The 19,490-nt window shown below is 37.0% G+C and carries 20 protein-coding genes; 7 read left to right on the top strand and 13 right to left on the bottom strand.

Going from position 1 to position 19,490, the window contains the following annotated elements:
* Positions 1–57: 57 nt before the first annotated feature.
* The 3 genes from LDX58_RS14030 to LDX58_RS14020 all read right to left on the bottom strand — a co-directional run bounded on the left by LDX58_RS14030 (position 58) and on the right by LDX58_RS14020 (position 2,054).
* Positions 58–825, bottom strand: coding sequence for a TIGR01457 family HAD-type hydrolase (locus LDX58_RS14030; RefSeq protein ID WP_227937464.1), 768 nt, complete (start codon positions 823–825; stop codon positions 58–60).
* A 53-nt stretch (positions 826–878) separates the two neighbouring features.
* The gene (locus LDX58_RS14025; protein ID WP_227937463.1) at positions 879–1,508 is read right to left on the bottom strand and encodes a helix-turn-helix transcriptional regulator; all 630 of its coding nucleotides are present in this window, start codon (positions 1,506–1,508) and stop codon (positions 879–881) included.
* A gap of 96 nt (positions 1,509–1,604) precedes the next feature.
* Positions 1,605–2,054 carry a DUF86 domain-containing protein gene (locus LDX58_RS14020; RefSeq protein WP_227937462.1) on the bottom strand — a complete coding sequence of 150 codons (450 nt, stop codon included), beginning with the start codon at positions 2,052–2,054 and terminating at the stop codon, positions 1,605–1,607.
* Positions 2,055–2,184: 130 nt separating this feature from the next.
* On the opposite strand from LDX58_RS14020, the gene LDX58_RS14015 reads away from it, so the two are divergent.
* Positions 2,185–2,451 (top strand): DUF3055 domain-containing protein, encoded by a 267-nt coding sequence (locus LDX58_RS14015; RefSeq protein ID WP_227937461.1) that lies wholly within the window; start codon positions 2,185–2,187, stop codon positions 2,449–2,451.
* 105 nt (positions 2,452–2,556) lie between these two features.
* A complete protein-coding gene (locus tag LDX58_RS14010; protein WP_227937460.1) occupies positions 2,557–2,871 on the top strand; it encodes a cytosolic protein in 315 nt (104 codons plus the stop codon).
* A gap of 77 nt (positions 2,872–2,948) precedes the next feature.
* On the opposite strand, the gene LDX58_RS14005 is transcribed toward LDX58_RS14010, so the two are convergent.
* Positions 2,949–3,248, bottom strand: a complete 300-nt coding sequence (locus tag LDX58_RS14005) for a YutD family protein (RefSeq protein ID WP_227937459.1) — start codon at positions 3,246–3,248, stop codon at positions 2,949–2,951.
* A gap of 138 nt (positions 3,249–3,386) precedes the next feature.
* Here LDX58_RS14005 and LDX58_RS14000 point away from each other — a divergent pair, with 138 nt between their 5' ends.
* Positions 3,387–4,019, top strand: coding sequence for a YhcN/YlaJ family sporulation lipoprotein (locus tag LDX58_RS14000; RefSeq protein ID WP_227937458.1), 633 nt, complete (start codon positions 3,387–3,389; stop codon positions 4,017–4,019).
* Positions 4,020–4,403: 384 nt separating this feature from the next.
* On the opposite strand, the gene lipA is transcribed toward LDX58_RS14000, so the two are convergent.
* On the bottom strand, positions 4,404–5,312 hold the full coding sequence (gene lipA / locus LDX58_RS13995) for a lipoyl synthase (protein ID WP_227937457.1): 909 nt from the start codon (positions 5,310–5,312) through the stop codon (positions 4,404–4,406).
* Positions 5,313–5,604: 292 nt separating this feature from the next.
* Here lipA and LDX58_RS13990 point away from each other — a divergent pair, with 292 nt between their 5' ends.
* Together LDX58_RS13990 and LDX58_RS13985 are read left to right on the top strand one after the other, a co-directional pair.
* A complete protein-coding gene (locus tag LDX58_RS13990; protein ID WP_227937456.1) occupies positions 5,605–6,618 on the top strand; it encodes a M23 family metallopeptidase in 1,014 nt (337 codons plus the stop codon).
* Between the two features lie 231 nt (positions 6,619–6,849).
* On the top strand, positions 6,850–7,437 hold the full coding sequence (locus LDX58_RS13985) for a CBO0543 family protein (protein ID WP_227937455.1): 588 nt from the start codon (positions 6,850–6,852) through the stop codon (positions 7,435–7,437).
* A gap of 33 nt (positions 7,438–7,470) precedes the next feature.
* Here LDX58_RS13985 and LDX58_RS13980 read toward each other — a convergent pair whose 3' ends face one another.
* The 6 genes from LDX58_RS13980 to LDX58_RS13955 all read right to left on the bottom strand — a co-directional run bounded on the left by LDX58_RS13980 (position 7,471) and on the right by LDX58_RS13955 (position 14,340).
* Positions 7,471–7,578 carry a methionine/alanine import family NSS transporter small subunit gene (locus LDX58_RS13980; protein WP_227937454.1) on the bottom strand — a complete coding sequence of 36 codons (108 nt, stop codon included), beginning with the start codon at positions 7,576–7,578 and terminating at the stop codon, positions 7,471–7,473.
* A gap of 2 nt (positions 7,579–7,580) precedes the next feature.
* Complete coding sequence (locus LDX58_RS13975; RefSeq protein WP_227937453.1) at positions 7,581–9,116, bottom strand: sodium-dependent transporter; 1,536 nt, start codon at positions 9,114–9,116, stop codon at positions 7,581–7,583.
* A 407-nt stretch (positions 9,117–9,523) separates the two neighbouring features.
* Positions 9,524–9,634 carry a MetS family NSS transporter small subunit gene (locus tag LDX58_RS13970; RefSeq protein WP_227937452.1) on the bottom strand — a complete coding sequence of 37 codons (111 nt, stop codon included), beginning with the start codon at positions 9,632–9,634 and terminating at the stop codon, positions 9,524–9,526.
* A 13-nt stretch (positions 9,635–9,647) separates the two neighbouring features.
* Positions 9,648–11,159, bottom strand: a complete 1,512-nt coding sequence (locus LDX58_RS13965) for a sodium-dependent transporter (protein WP_227937451.1) — start codon at positions 11,157–11,159, stop codon at positions 9,648–9,650.
* 693 nt (positions 11,160–11,852) lie between these two features.
* Complete coding sequence (aspA, locus tag LDX58_RS13960) at positions 11,853–13,268, bottom strand: aspartate ammonia-lyase (RefSeq protein WP_227937450.1); 1,416 nt, start codon at positions 13,266–13,268, stop codon at positions 11,853–11,855.
* A gap of 67 nt (positions 13,269–13,335) precedes the next feature.
* A complete protein-coding gene (locus LDX58_RS13955; RefSeq protein ID WP_227937449.1) occupies positions 13,336–14,340 on the bottom strand; it encodes an asparaginase in 1,005 nt (334 codons plus the stop codon).
* A gap of 183 nt (positions 14,341–14,523) precedes the next feature.
* Between LDX58_RS13955 and LDX58_RS13950 the strand changes: the two genes are divergently transcribed.
* On the top strand, positions 14,524–14,865 hold the full coding sequence (locus tag LDX58_RS13950; RefSeq protein WP_227937448.1) for a helix-turn-helix domain-containing protein: 342 nt from the start codon (positions 14,524–14,526) through the stop codon (positions 14,863–14,865).
* A 459-nt stretch (positions 14,866–15,324) separates the two neighbouring features.
* Here LDX58_RS13950 and LDX58_RS13945 read toward each other — a convergent pair whose 3' ends face one another.
* Positions 15,325–16,257 (bottom strand): response regulator, encoded by a 933-nt coding sequence (locus tag LDX58_RS13945; protein WP_227937447.1) that lies wholly within the window; start codon positions 16,255–16,257, stop codon positions 15,325–15,327.
* Positions 16,257–17,516, bottom strand: coding sequence for a sensor histidine kinase (locus tag LDX58_RS13940; protein ID WP_227937533.1), 1,260 nt, complete (start codon positions 17,514–17,516; stop codon positions 16,257–16,259). The genes LDX58_RS13945 and LDX58_RS13940 overlap by 1 nt, the downstream gene beginning before the upstream one ends.
* Positions 17,517–17,948: 432 nt before the next feature.
* Between LDX58_RS13940 and LDX58_RS13935 the strand changes: the two genes are divergently transcribed.
* Positions 17,949–19,370, top strand: coding sequence for an alanine/glycine:cation symporter family protein (locus LDX58_RS13935; RefSeq protein ID WP_227937532.1), 1,422 nt, complete (start codon positions 17,949–17,951; stop codon positions 19,368–19,370).
* The last annotated feature ends 120 nt before the right edge of the window (positions 19,371–19,490 follow it).

Raw genomic sequence — 19,490 nt, 5'->3', positions numbered from 1 at the left:
ATTTATCTTTTAAAAAAACGTCAGGATTATTTAAGACCCTAACGTTCGCTTACCTTTTTATTCAAATGTCCACTCTGCTAATGAATCAATCGCATGAGTCGGCTTTTGCTCATATGACATTATATGCTCTTTGGTCGACACTCCTGTGTATACCATCAACGTATCCATCCCCGCACGGATGCCGGCAAGAATATCTGTGTGATAGTTATCACCAATCATAATCGTCTCTTCTTTTGTGAGTCCAATTACTTCCAATGCTTGTTCAACTATAATCGATTCAGGCTTTCCAATGAACTTTGGCGTGACACCAGTTGAAACGGATATTACGGAAACAAGCGATCCTGCACCAGGTAATAGACCGCGCTCTGTTGGCAACGCTACATCTCCATTTGTCGCAATAAAAGTCGCACCTGCTCTCACATTTAAAGCGGCTTTTGCAAGCTTCTCATAAGTGATCCCTCGATCTAAACCAATGACAACAAAATCGGCTTCTTCATCGACAATCTCATGTCCTTCTTCTTCCAAGGCAAATTTCAATCCTGCTTCCCCGATCATACAAACACGAGCATTTTTCTTTAATTCTGAAAGATAAGTAGCTGTAGCCATACTTGTCGTAAATACATGCTCAGTGGTAGCTGGAACGTCCATCTCTCTTAAGTGCCTCGCAACATCCTCTGGTCTCTTTGTCGAATTGTTTGTGACAAAAAGATAAGGTAACTGCCTTCTTTCGAGTTCCTTAACAAACGTTACTGCCTCATCAATTTTTTCACTGCCACGGTAGACCGTTCCATCTAAATCAATTAAAAAACCTTTGTACGCTTTCATGCTTTCCCTCTTCCTCATAAAATTCATGTACGTGCACACTGATTTGTGTACCTTTAACGTTCTTTTACTTTATAAACACAACAAGATGTATTTTCTTTTGCAATACATGATTTCCGTTCGACATGGTCGGTATTTAGCAACCTTTTAAACAATTGCTGTTCACATGAACAGGCAATCGGATACTCCCTAGCTACTTGGGCAATAGGACAATTATATTCAATAAACTCAAAAGAGCCGTCATCTACTTGCTTATATTCAACCATATAGCCACCTTCACCTTGAATGCGAGCTAATGCTTCAATTCGTTCTTGGAACGATCCTGTTACCTCTGCTTGGTATTTTTGAAAAAGACGTTCTTTTCGTTGCTCAAACAATTGATCGACGATTTCAGTGCCACTTAGGTTCACTAGATCTTTAAGTATTCCTAATGATAGGTCATTATAATTACGAGGAAACGATTCACTCCCTTTTTCAGTTAAATAAAACCTGTGAATCGGTCTCCCCATAGCTTGTCGTTCAAGCCTCGACGTTATCAATTCGTCTTTTTCCAATTCCCGTAAGTGTCTTCGAATTGCCATTTCTGTTACATCAAGTTCCGTTGCTAAAGCCGAAACGGTGAGCTCTTTATTACGTTTTAACAGTGTTAGAATAACTTGACGTGTAGAGGTCGTCTCTTTTTTCACAACGATCACCATCCTTACCTTTATTGTATGCGATGATCGTTAAATTGCAAAATAATCTAACTTATAAGGATGTTAGCATATTTTTCCAAACTAAAATTATTTGGTTTCTTCCGGTAAAAAAGCACTTACTGGTCCTAGTTCTTCCACTAAATATCGTCTGACTTCCAAAGGAAACTTTATTAATGCCTGATTATGTTCAAAGAAAAGATCAAGCAGCTGTTGGTGATTGACTTCAGCATAATTTTGTACCAATTGCTTTCTTAATCCAATTAAAGCCTTTAATGCTAGTGCATCTTCTTTGATTACCACTTTTTCGTCCTCTAAAATATCAATAATGTCTTCATATCCACCTGGATCGCGCATAATAAATCCATCTATCATGCTGTTTCCAACATCAATAATCGACTCAATAAGTACATAAGCTATTCGCTCAAGCGCAAGCTTTTGAGTTAGATCACGCATGTCCTTTAACCTGCTAATATGTCCCTCTAAATTCTCCATATAAACAAGCGTTTGTTCAATTTTTTCTCGGTCTACAAAATACATGAATAACTCCTCCACTTAATTCATCTGGTTTATAATAGTATACATCATTCACCGTCTCTAAGTCGTACGTTTCTTCACAGCTCTGCACATGGTATGATAACGATATATATAAAAGAAAGGAGTCCATAACATGTCCGAACGTTTTTACTTATATGATGAAATAGAAGAAACAAGAACACGCTTTGTCAGTTTCATGGGAGAGCACCAACGCTTTGACCTAGCGGTGGTTACGTCGTCGAGATACTACGGAAAACAACTAGTTCTTGACATACAATCAAGCCGTTTTGCCATTGTAGGACCAGATGATTTAGAAGAACCTGGTTACCTAGAACACGCGTACAACCTAACAGTTGAAGAAGCAGAAGAACTACGCTCATTCTTGCATGAAATTATTTAAATACTCACTTAATTGCAATTGATTGAAAAGAATTAAAGGAAGGACTTTCTCAATAGTAAATTACACCTCTCACGGACATAATATTTCGTAAGGAGGTGTTTTTTTATGGCAAGGCATTCTGGTTCACCTGATAAGGAAGGTCAAGTATACACCGATTTTTCCAATGTAGAAACTCAGCGAAATTTTCTCGTTGCCGAAGACTTACCTGATGGCCCTTATGGCTCACCATTCAATAAAGATAAGCCCGTTGAAAATAAGAGCACTCCTTGGTTAGAAGGCCAACGTTACTATAGTAATTTCAACTATGAGTTTAAATCCTTGCACCAAAATTTACCCAGACAATTCCCAGGTGCTCATCCCACTCATGATGATCCCAACAAGAATGAAGAGCCCCCATATACGACAAACGATTTAACGTAAAAGAGGAGACGGAAAAGGTTACTTTTTACCTTTTTCCGTCTCCCCGAAGCAAGACAGTCAAAGAAAACAGCCTAAGTTTATGAACTTGGCTGTTTTTCTTTTTCCTCTTTCATGCGCTTAATAACAAAATAGGCACACCCAAAATTACAAAATTCATATAAGTAATCGGGCAATGTACTTATTTTTGTATCATGAGTTGACTTTTTATGACGGTCATCAAAGAAGCCTCTCAGCCTAAGTTGATTATAGCCCCAATCCCCGACAATATAATCGTATTTATTTAAAACATCAGAGTACCGGGCTTTAAAAGCCTCTTCATCCCAACCATCTTTTACATCTTCTACCACTTCATAGTGCATCCCTTGAATGCGAACCATCTGGCTCACCTCTCCATTTTAGCTTACCTTATTATACCACATCTCACTTTAGACAACAGCTTTTCCTCTTAAGACACCATCATTTACTAGCATTAAAACAACGTCATTATGGTCATTCTTAAGAAGAGGAGGTTTGATATGTTAAAAAAATCATTACTTATCAGTGGTCTTGCCAGCATGATGCTTGTTACAGGCTGTCAAATGCCGGAGCAAGGACAGTCACTGCAACGAACATCCAATTACGATAGTCATCAACCCAACGGTGGACATTACCCGATTAACCAAGTAAACCAAACTCAAAGTTACACACACTACGGATATCAAAGATACGACAGAGATCACGTTAATAACAATGGTCATCAAGATGTTATTCCTGCTGTCGACCGCAGTTTATTAGCTGATTCTGTCACACGTTTAGTATTAACCAACGATGTAGTCAATGAAGCGGGTACTCTTGTGACTGATAAATACGTTCTTGTTACGTATGATACACAAGCCGATAATCGCGAATACGTCGCAGATCAAGTAAAACGAAGTGCTTTATCGATCGTTCCTCGTTACTATGAAGTTTATATATCAGATGAACCAAATCACTTTGATGAGATTGAACGTTTCCAACACATGACTTCAGGTGCAACTGGTATGGAAGGAACACTTGATCAAACGATCAAGGAGATGACACAATCATCTCCCCAAGGGCAATATAACGAAGAAACAGACGACAATTTAAAAATTATGCAACAAAAACAAAGACGACTAATCGATAAGTAACCAAGTTTCTTTAACAGGATTAGTTTAAGACCAAATCGCAGAATGATTTGGTCTCTTTTATGGGATTGGACTCTCGTTTCGTTATTTTGACTAAAGGTCATTTAGACATCTAACAGACACAGGTTCAGCAATTGAGTAAAAAGGTTCTTTCTAGACTTCACGCATTATAAGTTCCGTTATTCTCTTAACTACCAGGCAATTGCCCATAATCCAGAAGCAAGGAAAAACACTCGGATCTACTATGATTCGAGTGTTTTAATCTGCTTTTGAACGTTTCCTTCTCACCACTCGTTATAACAACCAATAACGAAAAGACCACTCGTTATAACAACCAATAACGAAAAGACCACTCGTTATAACAACCAATAACGAGAAGACCACTCGTTATTGGTTTGTTACTTTCTTTGCTTCGGCGCGTACTTGGGCTTCGTTTACTTGCTCGTCCGCGTGGTAAGAAGAGCGCACGAGTGGACCTGCTTCACAGTGGTTAAAGCCTTTGCTTAATGCGATCTCTTTTAATTCGGCAAATTCATCAGGGTGATAATATCTTTGTACTTTTAGGTGCTTTTTCGTTGGTTGTAAGTATTGACCAATCGTCATAATATCTACATTTGCTGCTCGTAGATCATCCATTGTTTCAATAATTTCTTCTTTCGTTTCACCAAGACCAATCATCAAGCTTGACTTCGTCGGGATGTCTGGGTGCAATTCTTTCGCACGACTTAAAAACTCAAGCGTACGCTCATAGGTAGCACGCGCACGAACCTTTGGCGATAAACGACGAACCGTTTCAATGTTGTGATTCATTATGTTTGGCCGAGCGTCCATTAGTGTTTTTAAATTATCCAAGCTACCAAGCATATCAGAAGGCAAAACTTCAATTGTACAGAATGGATTACGACGTCTGACAGCACGAACCGTTTCTGCATAAACAGCTGATCCACCATCTTTAAGATCATCTCTTGCCACAGCTGTAATAACGACATGCTTGAGCCCCATCATTTCAACAGATTCTGCTACACGCTCTGGTTCTTGCAAATCCAGTTCATTAGGTAACCCAGTTTTCACTGCACAAAAACGACAGGCACGCGTACAAATGTCTCCAAGAATCATAAAGGTTGCCGTTTTACGAACAGCCCAACATTCATGAATATTTGGACAACGAGCTTCTTCACATACAGTGTGAAGATTCTTCTCTCTCATCATCTTTTTTAACCCAGTGTAAGACTCATTCGTGTTTAATTTTATCTTAAGCCACTCGGGCTTACGTAAATGTTCTGCTTTCTTTGACATTCAGTTACACCATCCAATCTTCAATTTGTCAAATCAATCGTTCTGTCTCTCACAACGGCTCTTAGAAAATTGCTCAGAGCATGCGTAAATTATGTAGAGACTTCCCACAATCTCTTGAACAAATTTTCTTTATACTACTTTATCATGATTTCCGATAAATAACCAAGTGAGCGCTCAAAATTTCCAATGATTCACACCAATTTTTTCAGCCTTTTAACCCATACTATATAAAGAGAAAAAGCACGGATTCAAAATCAGTTGTTCAATTTAAAAGGAAGAAAGGAGCCTAACCATGCGATTTAAAAAAACCATCGTATTAGCACTTATAGTCGTGTTTGTTTCTCTTCCCTTCGTAACTTATGCGGCCGATCAGAAGGCAGATCTTACTTCTGAACAAATATACGAGAAACGAATGGATTTATATAAAAAAGTGGAAACTCTTACTGGTGTGACCTGGGAATACTTGGCAGCTGTTGATACGTATGAACGTGGTCTTAGACGAGCCTTAAATAATCGACCAAAAGAAGAAGGGTTCATTTCAATTTATTTTAATGAGGATGAATGGGCTGGTGAATTTAACCCTGACAAAGCAGATACGAATCCTCTATCTATCCAGATGTTTGGAGGAGTCGGGCTTGATGGGGATGGGGATGGAGTAGCTGATCGATTCAATGATGAAGATGTTCTATATACCCTTGCTCACCAAATTGAACAGTATGGTTTGAACGAAGAAGATTTTAGAATCGCTTTATGGGAAAAATATAAACGTGATCAATCGGTTCGAATTATACATGGGCACGCTCTTGTTTACGAAAAGTTTGGCCAATTGAACTTAAATGACCACGCATTCCCTATGCCACTAAATTATAATTATAGCTATAACAATACATGGGGTGACCGTCGCGGATGGGGAGGTCGACGCATTCACGAAGGCACTGATATTTTTGCAGGCTATAACGTCCCCATTCGAGCGACAGCGTATGGTCGTGTAGAAATTAAAGGTTGGAATAAATACGGTGGTTGGCGAATTGGTATACGTGATTTAGATAATATCTATCACTATTACGCACACCTAAGCGGCTTTGAAAAAGGAATTGAAGAAGGGAGCATTGTCGCTCCAGGTGATGTAATCGGCTATTGTGGAAGTTCTGGATACGGAAAGCCAGGAACTCAAGGGAAATTTCCACCGCATCTCCACTACGGAATGTACCGAGATAATGGTCGGATAGAATGGTCATTTGATCCTTATCCATCGCTAAAACAATGGGAACGTAAAGCATATCAGGATAGAAAGAAGAAAAAATAAGAAAGGAGCGGAATCACTGCATTCTTTTAAGCCAAACGACAAATGGGTTCTTGTATGCACAGCAAGCCTCTTGAGCCATTACTACCTTCGAGTTGACTTACATGCTTCTTGAAACCCATCCTGTATTACAAGAAACGCTGGGATAATCTTATTCTAGCGTTTCTTATTCCTTGAATATGTTCATCACTTAGAAGGATACTAAGAAAAATAAATATGTTTGGGGGAATATAAGTGGGTGAAGAACAGTTAAAAGTATTTAGTAAATTAAATAAATTGCAAGAAGGATTATTTAAAGAATTTATTGATTATTGGGTTCAATACTCTTCTCCAGCAACTTGGCAATTTTGGTTCAACTTTTTCATGCTAGTGATCCCACTCATTGTTCTTTTCTTTAAAATCGACAGAAGAAAAGCTCTACTTTTAGGTTTTTACGGATTCAATATCCACGTCTGGTTCACCTATCTGGATAGCCTCTTTGTGAGAATTGGTTTTATAAGTTACCCTTATCATACGATCCCTATACTTACAGCTAACATAGGTTTAGATGCTTCACTTATACCTGTTCTTTTTATCTTTCTTTATCAGTGGGTACTTAATAAAAAGAAAAACTACTATCTATATGCAATCGGACTAAGTGTGTTACTTGCATTTGTTTTCAAGCCCTATTTAGTTGTTTTTAACTTATTTCAATTGCATAAAGGCACAAATTATTTCCATTTATTTTTGGTTTATGTCGTCGTGCTAGTAATATCCAAGTTAATCACCAATTTATTTGTGTATCTTGAAAAGAACGGAAAGAAAAAAAGGCGCGGTATGTGATTGATTACCAGGCCTTCTTCGCTTTAGTTTATATTACTTTTTTGCTTTTGATACTTTCACAGCATTGGCAATACTAAGTCCCATACCGCCCCAAATAACGATCATTCCGATTATCATCATGACAACTGCACTCGTACTCATTATTACTCAACTCCTGTTTGATTATCTTTTGTAGAAGGCTCTTCAAAACCATTCTTTTGCCACTTTAAAGCTGCAAAAATGAATCCAACGATGATCGCCAAAACGGCTACAGCCCATCCAGAGTAAATAAGAAAAGAAGTTGGATAACCTTCATAGTTCTTTGTTACGTTTTCAATTGTATTTTGAATAAACATATAGCCAAGAACTAGTGGAGTGATAATTCTTAAGCATACCTTCCACCAAGTACCTGTGCGGAAATCTGAAACTCCATTTGCATGGTCTTGTAATTCAGGTAATTTTTTAACGAACCATGAAACAGCAATAACAGAAACAAGACCAGCAAGAGCAACACCGAATTGATTAATAAAGTAATCAGCTGCGTCTAAGAAGAATAATCCACCTTGTGTAGCAAATAGGATCGAAATTAAAGCAGAAAGCCCACCACCGATCGCGACTGCTTTAAAACGAGACACTCTAAACTTATCTTGTAAACCAGAAACAAAAGTTTCTACAATGGATATTAAAGATGAAAGTCCTGCGAGTACTAATGAGCCGAAGAATAAGACCCCAAATAACCCATTCATCCCAGGGAACGTGTTAATAATCTCAGGGAATACGACAAAAGCTAAACCGATCCCTGCACTAGCTACCTCACTAACTTCAACCCCAGATGCATTGGCCATAAATCCAATCGCTGCAAACACACCAATACCAGCTAACAACTCAAAACTTGAATTACTAAACCCAGTAATAAACGCATTGTTGTTAATGTCTGATTTTTTCGGCAAATAGCTAGAGTACGTAATCATGATAGCAAACGCAATGGACAAACTAAAAAAGATCTGACCATATGCAGCTACCCAAACACCCGGTGTCATGATTTCGGACCAATTAGGTTTAAAGAAAGCATCTAAACCAATCATCGCTCCTTCAAGTGTCACTGCTCGTACAACAATGATTAAAAACATGACAACTAACAAAGGAATAAAAATGCGATTTGCAACTTCAATTCCACGCTTTACTCCTTTAAATAATACGCCAAGAGTCACAATCCATACTAAAATAAGTGGAATAAAGACTCCGGGTACAAGCGACCCGATATCTCCAGGAGCTCCTCCAGACACAATGTCAACACGCTTTAAATAATCACCCATTAAAAAGCCGCCCGTGTCCTCTCCCCAACGTTGATTGACCGCAAAATACGTATAGGCCATTGCCCAAGCGATAATAACTGCATAATAAGAGGAAATAACAAATGATATCGCCACTTGCCACCAGCCAATCCACTCCGTTTTCTTGTTTAAGCGTGCATACGATAATGGAGCAGAGCCACGATACTTATGACCAAGCGTAAATTCCATGATCAAAAGTGGGATACCAGCTGTTAAAAGGGCAAATAAATACGGTAAGAAAAAAGCACCTCCTCCATTTTCATACGCTACATACGGAAAACGCCAGATATTTCCTAGTCCAACTGCAGAACCAATCGCAGCTAAAATAAATCCTGCGCGCGTTCCCCACTGTTCTCTTTCTTTCATTGTTTATGTCCCCTCTCCTATTTAGTAATTTAAACAATGTCTGAATTATTAAAAAATAATAACCGAAATGATTGCATAACATTTTCTTTATAGGAAAAATTTTTGCGTAAAATAGTAGTTAATCATTTTAAAATGTTCTGACTATTAATTATTGTATTATAGTGAATTTAGTCGAATATTGTCAACTGATAAATTTGATTTCAAGTTAAAGAATGATAGTAGCTGTTATTTACGAGCAAAGTTATTTATTTGACTAAAACCTTATTTGATCGTGTTTAAACTTCTTTATTATAAAGTTAGTATAGCCACTTTTACTATATTTTACTATTAATTTCAAATACCCTCTTTCTGAAAAAATAAACAAGAAAAATGCTCGGATTAACATCCGAGCATTTCTAATATATTAATTATCCCTTTTTGACTTTCGTTGCCTTAACAGCATTCGCTATACTCAGTCCCATCCCTCCCCATATAACAAGCATCCCGATAAGCATCATTGTTACCGCTCCACCACTCATAAGATCACTCCTTTTATTTTCTCGATATATCTAAATCTCCCTTTTTCCATTTAAACTTGGCAAAAATAAATCCAACAATTATTGCGCCTATTGCCACTAGCCAACCTGATCCAAACAAGAATGCATTGGAATACCCTTCGTAATTATTCGTTAGATTTTCAATCGTATTTTGGACAAACATAAAACCAAGAACAACAGGTGTCACAATGCTTAGGCAAATTCTCCACCAAGGTCCTAAGCGGAAATCAGATACACCGTCTGCATGTGTTTGTAACACAGGTAATTTTTTTGTAAACCATGATACTGTGATAACAGATACAAGTCCAGCAAGAGCAACACCGAACGTATTAATAAAGTAATCAGCCGCATCTAAGAAGAACAACCCACCTTGCGTAGCAAACAGGATAGAGATGAGAGCAGACAGGCCTCCTCCAATCGTAACAGCCTTTCTACGTGAGAATCTAAATTTATCTTGGACACCTGAAACAAACGTTTCAACAATGGAGATAAGAGATGACAAACCTGCAAGCACGAGAGATCCAAAGAACAGCACCCCGAACAATCCATTCATTCCTGGAAACGTATTAATGATTTCCGGGAAGACGACAAAGGCAAGACCGATTCCAGCACTGGCTACTTCCTCTACCGCTACTCCTGATGCATTAGCCATAAAGCCTAAAGCAGCAAAGACCCCAATACCTGCTAATAACTCAAAACTAGAATTACTAAAACCAGTTATAAACGCATTATTTGTTATATCAGATTTTTTCGATAGATAGCTCGAATAGGTAATCATAATCGCAAAGGCAATCGATAAACTAAAGAAGATTTGTCCATATGCGGCCACCCATACTCCCGGTGTCATGATTTCACTCCAATTCGGCTTAAAGAAAGCATCTAAACCAATCATCGCTCCCTCAAGTGTAATGGCACGGATCACAATTAATAAAAACATCGCCACTAGGAGCGGAATGAAAATGCGATTTGCCACCTCAATTCCTCTTTTAATCCCTTTAAATAACACACCAAGAGTAATGATCCAAACTAAGACCAAAGGAATAAATACGCCTGGTACAAGCGCTCCAATATCACCAGGTGCTCCTCCCGAAACGATATCCACTCGCTTAAGGTAATCACCCATGAGGAAACCACCTGTGTCCTCCCCCCATCTTTGATTAACCGCAAAATACGTATACGACATCGCCCAAGCGATAATGACCGCATAATAGGTCGCAATGACAAATGAAATCGCTACTTGCCACCAACCGATCCATTCTGTCTTTTTACTCATTCTTGCATAGGCTAATGGCGCCGACCCACGATATTTGTGCCCAATCGTAAACTCCATAATAAGAAGAGGGATACCAGCTGTAATAAGAGCAAATAAGTACGGTAAAAAGAAAGCACCCCCTCCGTTTTCATACGCAACATACGGAAATCGCCAAATGTTACCCAGACCTACAGCAGATCCTACTGCCGCCAAAATAAAGCCAGCACGAGTTCCCCATTGTTCTCTTCCGTTCATGTTAGTCACCTCACTGTTAGCTTATTTTTAAACCCTTACATTATTTATCTATTCTGAAAATTCAATGTTTAGTCTACCTATTTTATTTTTTTATCATTATTTTTATTTTCCTTTCATACAGTTATCCTTTGGTGTAGCAAAGTGCCTCTTACGCTTAAAGCTATACTCGTATATAAAAATGTTCATTCCAGTCTTTCGGTTTATAAAATTCTATATTTAACATTCAATTCAAATTCAACCAAAAAGACTGTCCCAAAAGGTTTTTAATGAAAACCTTTTGGGACAGCCTATTACAAGTAAATTCTGGTTTATTTGGAGATTGGACCCTTAAAAAGTCTAATAAAGGACATATTTCCAAATCATTACCACCTAAAAGCAAAACATTCTTTATTCAACAAGAAAATGACGTATGCCAATTCATACGTCATTAAAGTCAAACGGAATCCTTTATTGTTAAATCCAGGCATCTTTTGTTGCTAATATAGGTATTATTTTCACTCTAAAATGACGGTCAAATGGTCTGTTAAATAAATTCAATTTTTCTCCCTCTCAACCGAACGCTTACTTTTAAACAATCTTTTTAATTTTGATTAGTTACTTTTTTTAGATCCTTGACCGTATTTCACTAAAAAGAAATTCACCTTAAACGATACATCATTAGAACCCATGTAAAGTTGAGTCATTTTGTTTATGTTACCCCTGTATAAACCTTGTACCTGCTATTCCAGGTTTCGTCATTTCTTTTGGATCAAGAATTTCGTTAAGTTCTTCTTCAGATAAAATTCCACGTTCAAGGCAGATTTCTCTTACCGGACGGTCTGATTGAATGGCTTCTTTTGCAATCATTGATGCTACCTCATACCCAACATGAGGATTGATAGCAGTAACAATTCCAACACTTTTTTCAACTAATTCACGACAACGGTCAATATTAGCAGTTACCCCAACAACAGCGTAATCTCTAAAGACACGCATTCCATTTTGTAAAATCGAGAATGATTGCAATAAATTAAAAACTAAAACAGGTTCCATCACATTTAATTCAAGTTGCCCTGCTTCAGACGCTAAACTTATCGTATGATCATTACCGATCACCTGAAATGAAATTTGATTCATAACTTCACACATGACCGGATTCACTTTTCCTGGCATGATTGATGATCCTGGTTGGCGAGAAGGCAGATTGATTTCATTCATTCCTGTCCGCGGTCCCGAACTCATCAACCTTAAATCGTTTGCAATTTTTGAGAGGTTTATCGCTGTTATTTTTAAAGCGCTTGATACCTCTGTATACGCATCTGTATTCTGAGTTGCATCGACCAAATCTTCAGCGGTTTTTAATGGATAACCCGTAATATCAGCCAAATAACTAGCAACCTTATCAATATATTCAGGCTTTGCATTTAATCCTGTTCCTATAGCTGTTGCTCCCATGTTTATATCATACAAATGATCTACTGAGCGTTTTATCCTACCAAGATCACGTTTCAGAACACGATGATAAGATCCGAACTCTTGCCCAAGACGAATAGGTACTGCATCCTGAAGATGAGTTCTCCCCATCTTTAACACGTCATCAAACTCTTGTTCTTTTTCCTTCATTACATCGACAAGTTGTTCTAATTCTTTTGTTAAACCATCTGCTAATCGAAGTGCAGAAATATGAATAGCTGTAGGAAAGGCATCATTTGTCGATTGGGCCATGTTAACATGAGTATTAGGACTCACTCGCATATACTCGCCCTTTTTGCCACCAAGCAACTCGATCGCACGGTTTGCAATGACTTCATTTGCATTCATATTAAAGGAGGTCCCTGCTCCCCCCTGAATCGCATCAACAATAAAGTGCTGGTTTAATTTTCCGGAAATGACTTCTTCGGCCGCTTCAATAATAGCATCAGCAATATTAACTTGAAGAACACCAACATCCCTATTTGCCATTGCCGTAGCTTTTTTTACATAACCAAATGCCCGAATTAGTTCGGGATGAGGAGGGTATCCAGTAATGGGGAAGTTCTCCCTTGCACGCATCGTTTGAATCCCGTAGTAGGCTTCCTCTGGGACTTGCTTTTCTCCAATTAAATCTCGTTCTGTCCTATATTCTAACACCCTCACAACTCCCATATTGAAATCTATTAAATCTATTCCCTTTTTCCCCATATGTCATTTCCTTCTTTCAATCTTCAGTTTCCCAAGTTGTCGATAGATCCCAAGCTAGTGATGTTTCTATTATTTGTTTTACTTCTTTTACATTTGTCGTTTTGCCAAGTGCCCACATAAGCTTTGCCACAATTGCTTCTGTGTTCATATCTCCTGATAAAATCACATCATATTGTGCAACTTTTCTGCCTACCTCGTAAAGATATAAATCCCCTCCTTCTTCTAAACATTGAGTAGATATTAGGACTACTACTCCTTCATCTATTAACTCTTTTATTTTAGGTAATAGGTTCCTTTCTTCAAATGGAACCCCACCATTGCCATAACTTTCGATAATAACCCCTTTGTACAATTTCTTTAAAAAGTCAAAAATTTCTGGTTTTGTCCCTGGGTGCAGCTTCACTACAAATACGTCAGAACATAGACTTGTGTCTAAAATGAGATCCTGTTCTATAGTCTCCGGCTTCCAGTAGTAGTTGACGTTATTTTCTTTAATAGTGGCGATATATGGTAAATTAATACTTTCAAAAGCATCATAACTTTTCGTCCTCATTTTAACTGCTCTTGTTCCCATAATTACGCGCCCATCAAATACGACAAAGACCCCACCTATGTCTTCACACGCAAAAAGGAGTGAATCCGAGAGGTTCTTTACTGCATCTGTTTTTTTGAAGCTGATCGGTACTTGAGAGCCTGTAACTACGACCGGCTTTTGCAAACCTTGTAGCATATAGGACAATGCTGCAGATGTAAAACCTAATGTATCTGTTCCGTGAGTGATCACAAACCCATCATACTGTTCATAATTTCGAGCAATAGCTTTTGCAATTTGAGCCCAATGTTCTGGCTGCATATTTGTACTATCTCTGTTCATTAATATTTGATATGTTACATCAACAGATAAAGATGTGTCTTGAAAATAGTGTAGTAGTTCCTTAGCTGATAAACCGGGAACAAGTCCCTCGTCCCCCTCAATCGAGGCAATCGTTCCACCTGTTGCAAGTAACAATAGTTTCTTCATGGCTGTCTCCTTTAAATTTCCAGTATAAGTATTTAGTTCGCGGAACGCGAACATTAAGCTTATTATAATCTTAAAAAATAAAAATAATCAATATTTTGTTTTCGTTTCGCGAACACTTTTCTTGAAATGCTTTTTTCTCATGCTATAATCTATAAATAAGAAAATACGGGAGTAGGGGTACAATTGCTGAAACGATTATCAGATCTTAGAAAAAACAGAAATTGGTCTATGCAGGAAACTGCTGACCGCCTCAAAATTGCGAAAAGTACCTATGCTGGTTACGAATCTGGGTACAGAATGCCCTCTATACAAGCGTTAGTGGAAATCGCTGATTTGTATGAAACAACGGTAGATTATATTTTGAATCGAGAAGAAGAAAAGATTCCGAAGCTTGAACTTACTGAACTATTAGTATTAGAAGAAAGAGTACTCTTACTTGATCATTCACCATTATGCGTTGAAGAGTTAATTGATTTTATCGCCTTTACTAGGATAAAGAGAGATCTAAAAAAATCCCTTGATTAAGCAATTCGTCTTTGTTAAAAATTCTCGTTATATCTTCCAAATTAAAGGGCTCGATTCTTACAATCGGGTTCTTTTATCTTCAACTATTAACGATTTACCCTTTTACCTTTTTTAGCAATTCGTATAAGATAATAGAGTATTATCCAAGGTAAAATAAATTGGGTACCCATTGAATATTTAAATCGTTTCGAAAATTCCACTAAACCTCATGAGATGAATGTTTATATAACTCTAATCCAAGTAAAATTAATAAACCTAAAGTCAAAGACAGAGTAAATATGATAAAGTACTTCATTGTTCTCCCCAAGTTAGCGACACTAACATCTAAATACATAAATTTGGTAATAAATTGGTAATTAAACTTTTATGCTAGTTTACTTCAACAAAGAAAGCCATACCTCCTTCTTGAAGTATGGCACTCGTTCGTTTTGTATAACAGATAGCTGTTTTTATCTGATTTTATCCGTCTAACATCATTCGTTTTGCTTCAAAATATAAAGCCTGAATAAACTTTTTCATATTAATTCGTGTTGAAGTGAATGATGGTTTTGATTCGTTCTTTAACTCGGTCATCTTTTTGCGAACGATAGTAAAATCAAAAAAATAGGGAGCATACTTTTCAAATTTCGCATTTGAAAAGTCCGTAAGTCCCAAAGAGGCTAAGTGTTTTAATGACTGATAAATCGTTCTACGAACACGTTGTTTAGATGCTTTTTCCTCCCTTCTTAAGTCCGCTTCGTCTGCTGAAGCTCCAAGCTTTTTATTTGCCAAATACTCATAAATGTCATTCAGAGAAGGGAATCCGTGATCAAACGTATACTTCTTCTCATAATTAAGCAAAAAAACCAATATCTCTATTAAATCTTTGCTCCCGTTTTCACCCGAAATGCCTAATTCTGACAAAAGGAACTCCCCATAGTTTTTGATATTATATTCCTTAAAAGATGACTTCTTTTGACTCAATCCAGTATCCATTTGAAGTACAGTGTTTAATGACTTTTGAATGTCGTTTATCGACTTTTCTAAGCGTGTATGTTCCATCACTTTTCGAATAACAGCTAATACTTCGATTTTATTAATTGGCTTTATAATATAGTGCTCTATTCCAAGTAAATACGCTTCACTAATGAGCTCTTTTGATTCTATTTGAGAAATCATAATGACTTTGCCCTTAAAAGTGGGTTTGATCGATCGAATCGTTTCAAGACCATCACGATTAGGCATTAATAAATCTATCAATAAAATATCGACCTTTTTCAAATTTAATGTTTCTCCCTCTACTAATGCTCCATCATCGGATTCACCAACAACTTCCCCTAGATCTTCATCCTCGATAAATTGAGCCAGCATGGAACGAATCGTTTCATCATCATCTGTTATATAAAAATTCATTATGACTCCTCCTTTTCAATTAAATTCTCAACTGGTAAGCAAATTGTAAATACTGTCCCTTTTTCTCTTGTGTCACTTTGGAAGGAGGCGTTTCCATCAAGCTTTGTGACCATGTCTTCTACAAAGGTTAACCCAATACCTGTAGAGGGATTACCCATACCGTCATATTTAGAAGTGAAGCCAGGTTTGAATATTAATTCCCTATACTTTTCTGAGATACCAGGTCCGTCATCTTCAACCCGAAATTCAACTGAATTCGGCTGGAAACTAACCTCTATTTTGATCGTACCCTTTTCTTGAATGGCTTCTACAGCGTTTGCGACTAAATTATTGACAATCGATAGAATGGTATATATATGGTAATGGAGATGAGCCCCTTTAATGATATAGCTAAAGTGAATATCTTTTTCTAATAAACTAGCATATTTTTCATTGGCTCGAACAATTATTTTAATTAATTCGGTAATATTGACGTAATCTGTAAAGCTTTCATTTGAAATAAGTTTTGATAATCCGGCAAAAATTCTTTGACTATCTTTTTTAATGTCATGTACTTCACCAGCGATTTCAAGTAATTGTTGACGGGTTTTTTTTATGAGTCTGTCGTCTATAGGATGATGTTGATTTAATCCTCTATATAGTTCGTAAGCTTTTCTAGTAATCGTTTCTGAATTTTGAAGTGTTTTTTTCAAATGAATCGTTTCCTCATATAAATTAGAAACGTGTAATAACATATGTTCATTTCTCTTTCGAACTTCTATTTCTCGGGATTGTGCTTCATATAGTTTCATCATACTAAAAACACCTAATACCATAAAACTATGAAAAAGAGCAATAAGAACTATGTCGGACAATAAGCCTGAAGGAATCGGAACTCCAAATACAATATATTGCATGAATAACTCTGCAAAGTCGGATAATATTTCAATGATTATACCAAATAAACCAATGATCCAAGGTCGATGATGAAAACGATTAACTTTTGCCAAATAAAAAAGGCACGTATAAGTGAAGTAAAAGAAAAAAGTCGGATAATGAGTTTCAAACGAAATTAACCAGTTAAAGTTTTCTTGCACCATGAAATCTAGTAGCATACGAAAAAACACGACAAGTACAGCTGTTAAAAAACCTGGGACAATGGTAGACTTTCTCAAAAATAGAAGGAATAAGAAAAGAATTGGTGGCCCTAAGCTAATTCGAAACGTTTCATTAACCGGATAAAAGTTAATTTCGCCTGCTAATGGAACAAAAAATACCATGAATAGAATAATAGTCCGCTCTTTCCTTAGTAAAGGATTCAGATTCAAAATGTGTCACTTCCCATGTGAAAATTCCAACTAATTAAAGTTAGTTTATATAAAAGGTTCATTTTTATTCAATTACTATAGCACATCTACAAATATTGAATAAAATTCTCGGAATTCTTTTGATTTATTTGTAGTATTCTGTTCCTTTTTGTAGCCTAGGTTCTAAACTAAAGTATATTTGTTAGGTCCTCTTATGGGAACGCTTACACAAAGGATATCTTCAATTTAAAAAGGAAGGGATTGAGCAATTGATTAAAGGGAAATATCTGAATTCGTACAGCACTAAATAGGAGATAACCGACAATAAATCTGTTTTTGAGAAGTTCAATAACGGTATAAACGATAGAAAGATGCTGCTTTGGCTTATAAAAAAACAAAGAGGTGATCCTTGTGGTAGAAAGTTTGATTAATTGGGGTAATACGATTCTGTGGTCCTATGTTTTAATTGCTTTACTCGTTGGTTTAGGTATTTATTTTACTTTTCGAACAAAATTTGTTCAGGTTACAAATCTAAGAGAAATGTTTCGTTTGATGAAGGATAGTCCTACTACTAGTAATGGAAAGAATCAAGTTTCATCATTTGGAGCCTTCTGTATTAGTGCAGCTTCAAGAATTGGTACAGGTAATCTAGCTGGGGTAGCCATTGCTATTACATTAGGTGGCCCAGGTGCTGTATTCTGGATGTGGATTGTCGCAATCTTCGGTGCAGCATTAAGCTTTATTGAAAGTACTTTAGCTCAAGTCTATAAAGTAAAAGATTCAAGTGGATTCAAAGGTGGTCCAGCCTACTATATGGAAAAAGCAATGGGTGCAAGGTGGATGGGCGTTTTATTTGCCCTTTTAATCACCTTCTGTTTTGGACTAGCGTTCAATTCCGTTCAAGCAAATACCATTACAATTGCATTTGAGGAAGCATTTGGTACGAATCGCCTTATAATCGGTATAGGTTTAACAGTACTTACCGGATTTGTTATCTTCGGAGGTGTTAAACGTATTGTTAAAGTGTCTCAGGTGATCGTACCTGTCATGGCTATATGTTATTTAATATTGGTTGCATATATAGTGATTTTAAACATTGGTGAAATTCCAAGAGTCATGGGTCTTATCATATCGAGCGCATTTGGCTTAAACGAAGCGGTTGCTGGTGGAATTGGCGCAGCAATAATGAATGGTGTAAAACGCGGATTATTCTCTAACGAAGCTGGTATGGGTAGTGCACCTGTTGCAGCAGCAACAGCGGATGTAAGTCACCCAGCTAAACAGGGGTTTGTTCAAACGCTAGGTGTTTTTGTTGATACCTTATTAATTTGTAGTGCAACAGCGTTTATTATTTTATTATCTGGAATTCCTGGAGAAGGAATGGGTGGCATTCAGCTTACTCAGAGTGCATTAGCCAGCCATGTCGGACCGTGGGCAAGTATTTTCGTCGCTATTGCGATCCTATTATTTTGCTTTAGTTCAATTATTGGAAATTATTACTATGGCGAATCTAACATTGGATATATTAAGGAAAATAAAGCAGCCATTTTTGTTTTCCGTCTAGCTGTGTTAGGGATGATTCTTTTGGGTTCAGTTTCAAGTTTAAGCATGGTTTGGAATTTAGCCGACCTATTTATGGCACTTATGGCAATCACGAACTTAATCGCCCTGGCTATAATTGGAAAAGTTGCAATAGTCGTATTAAAAGATTACTTAAAACAGAAAAAAGAGGGAAAAGAGCCTGTATTTTATGCTAGTAATATTAAAGGACTTGAAAATGTAGAGTACTGGAAAGAGGAAGATGTCGAGAAACGGAAAGAAGCATAAAAGACAAGAAAGCTCTTTATCTACAGGAAACGAATTTTATAAATGTTCATTTTGGAATAATCCAGTCTTACTTTTGATTAAGACTGGATTATTTTATTTATCATTAATCCAATTATAATA

This window comes from Alkalihalobacillus deserti, assembly GCF_020734105.1.
Taxonomy (GTDB): Bacteria; Bacillota; Bacilli; order Bacillales; family Bacillaceae_D; genus Halalkalibacter; species Halalkalibacter deserti.
Note: the sequence above shows the minus strand (reverse complement) of the source record. Positions and strands in the feature narration are given on the sequence as shown.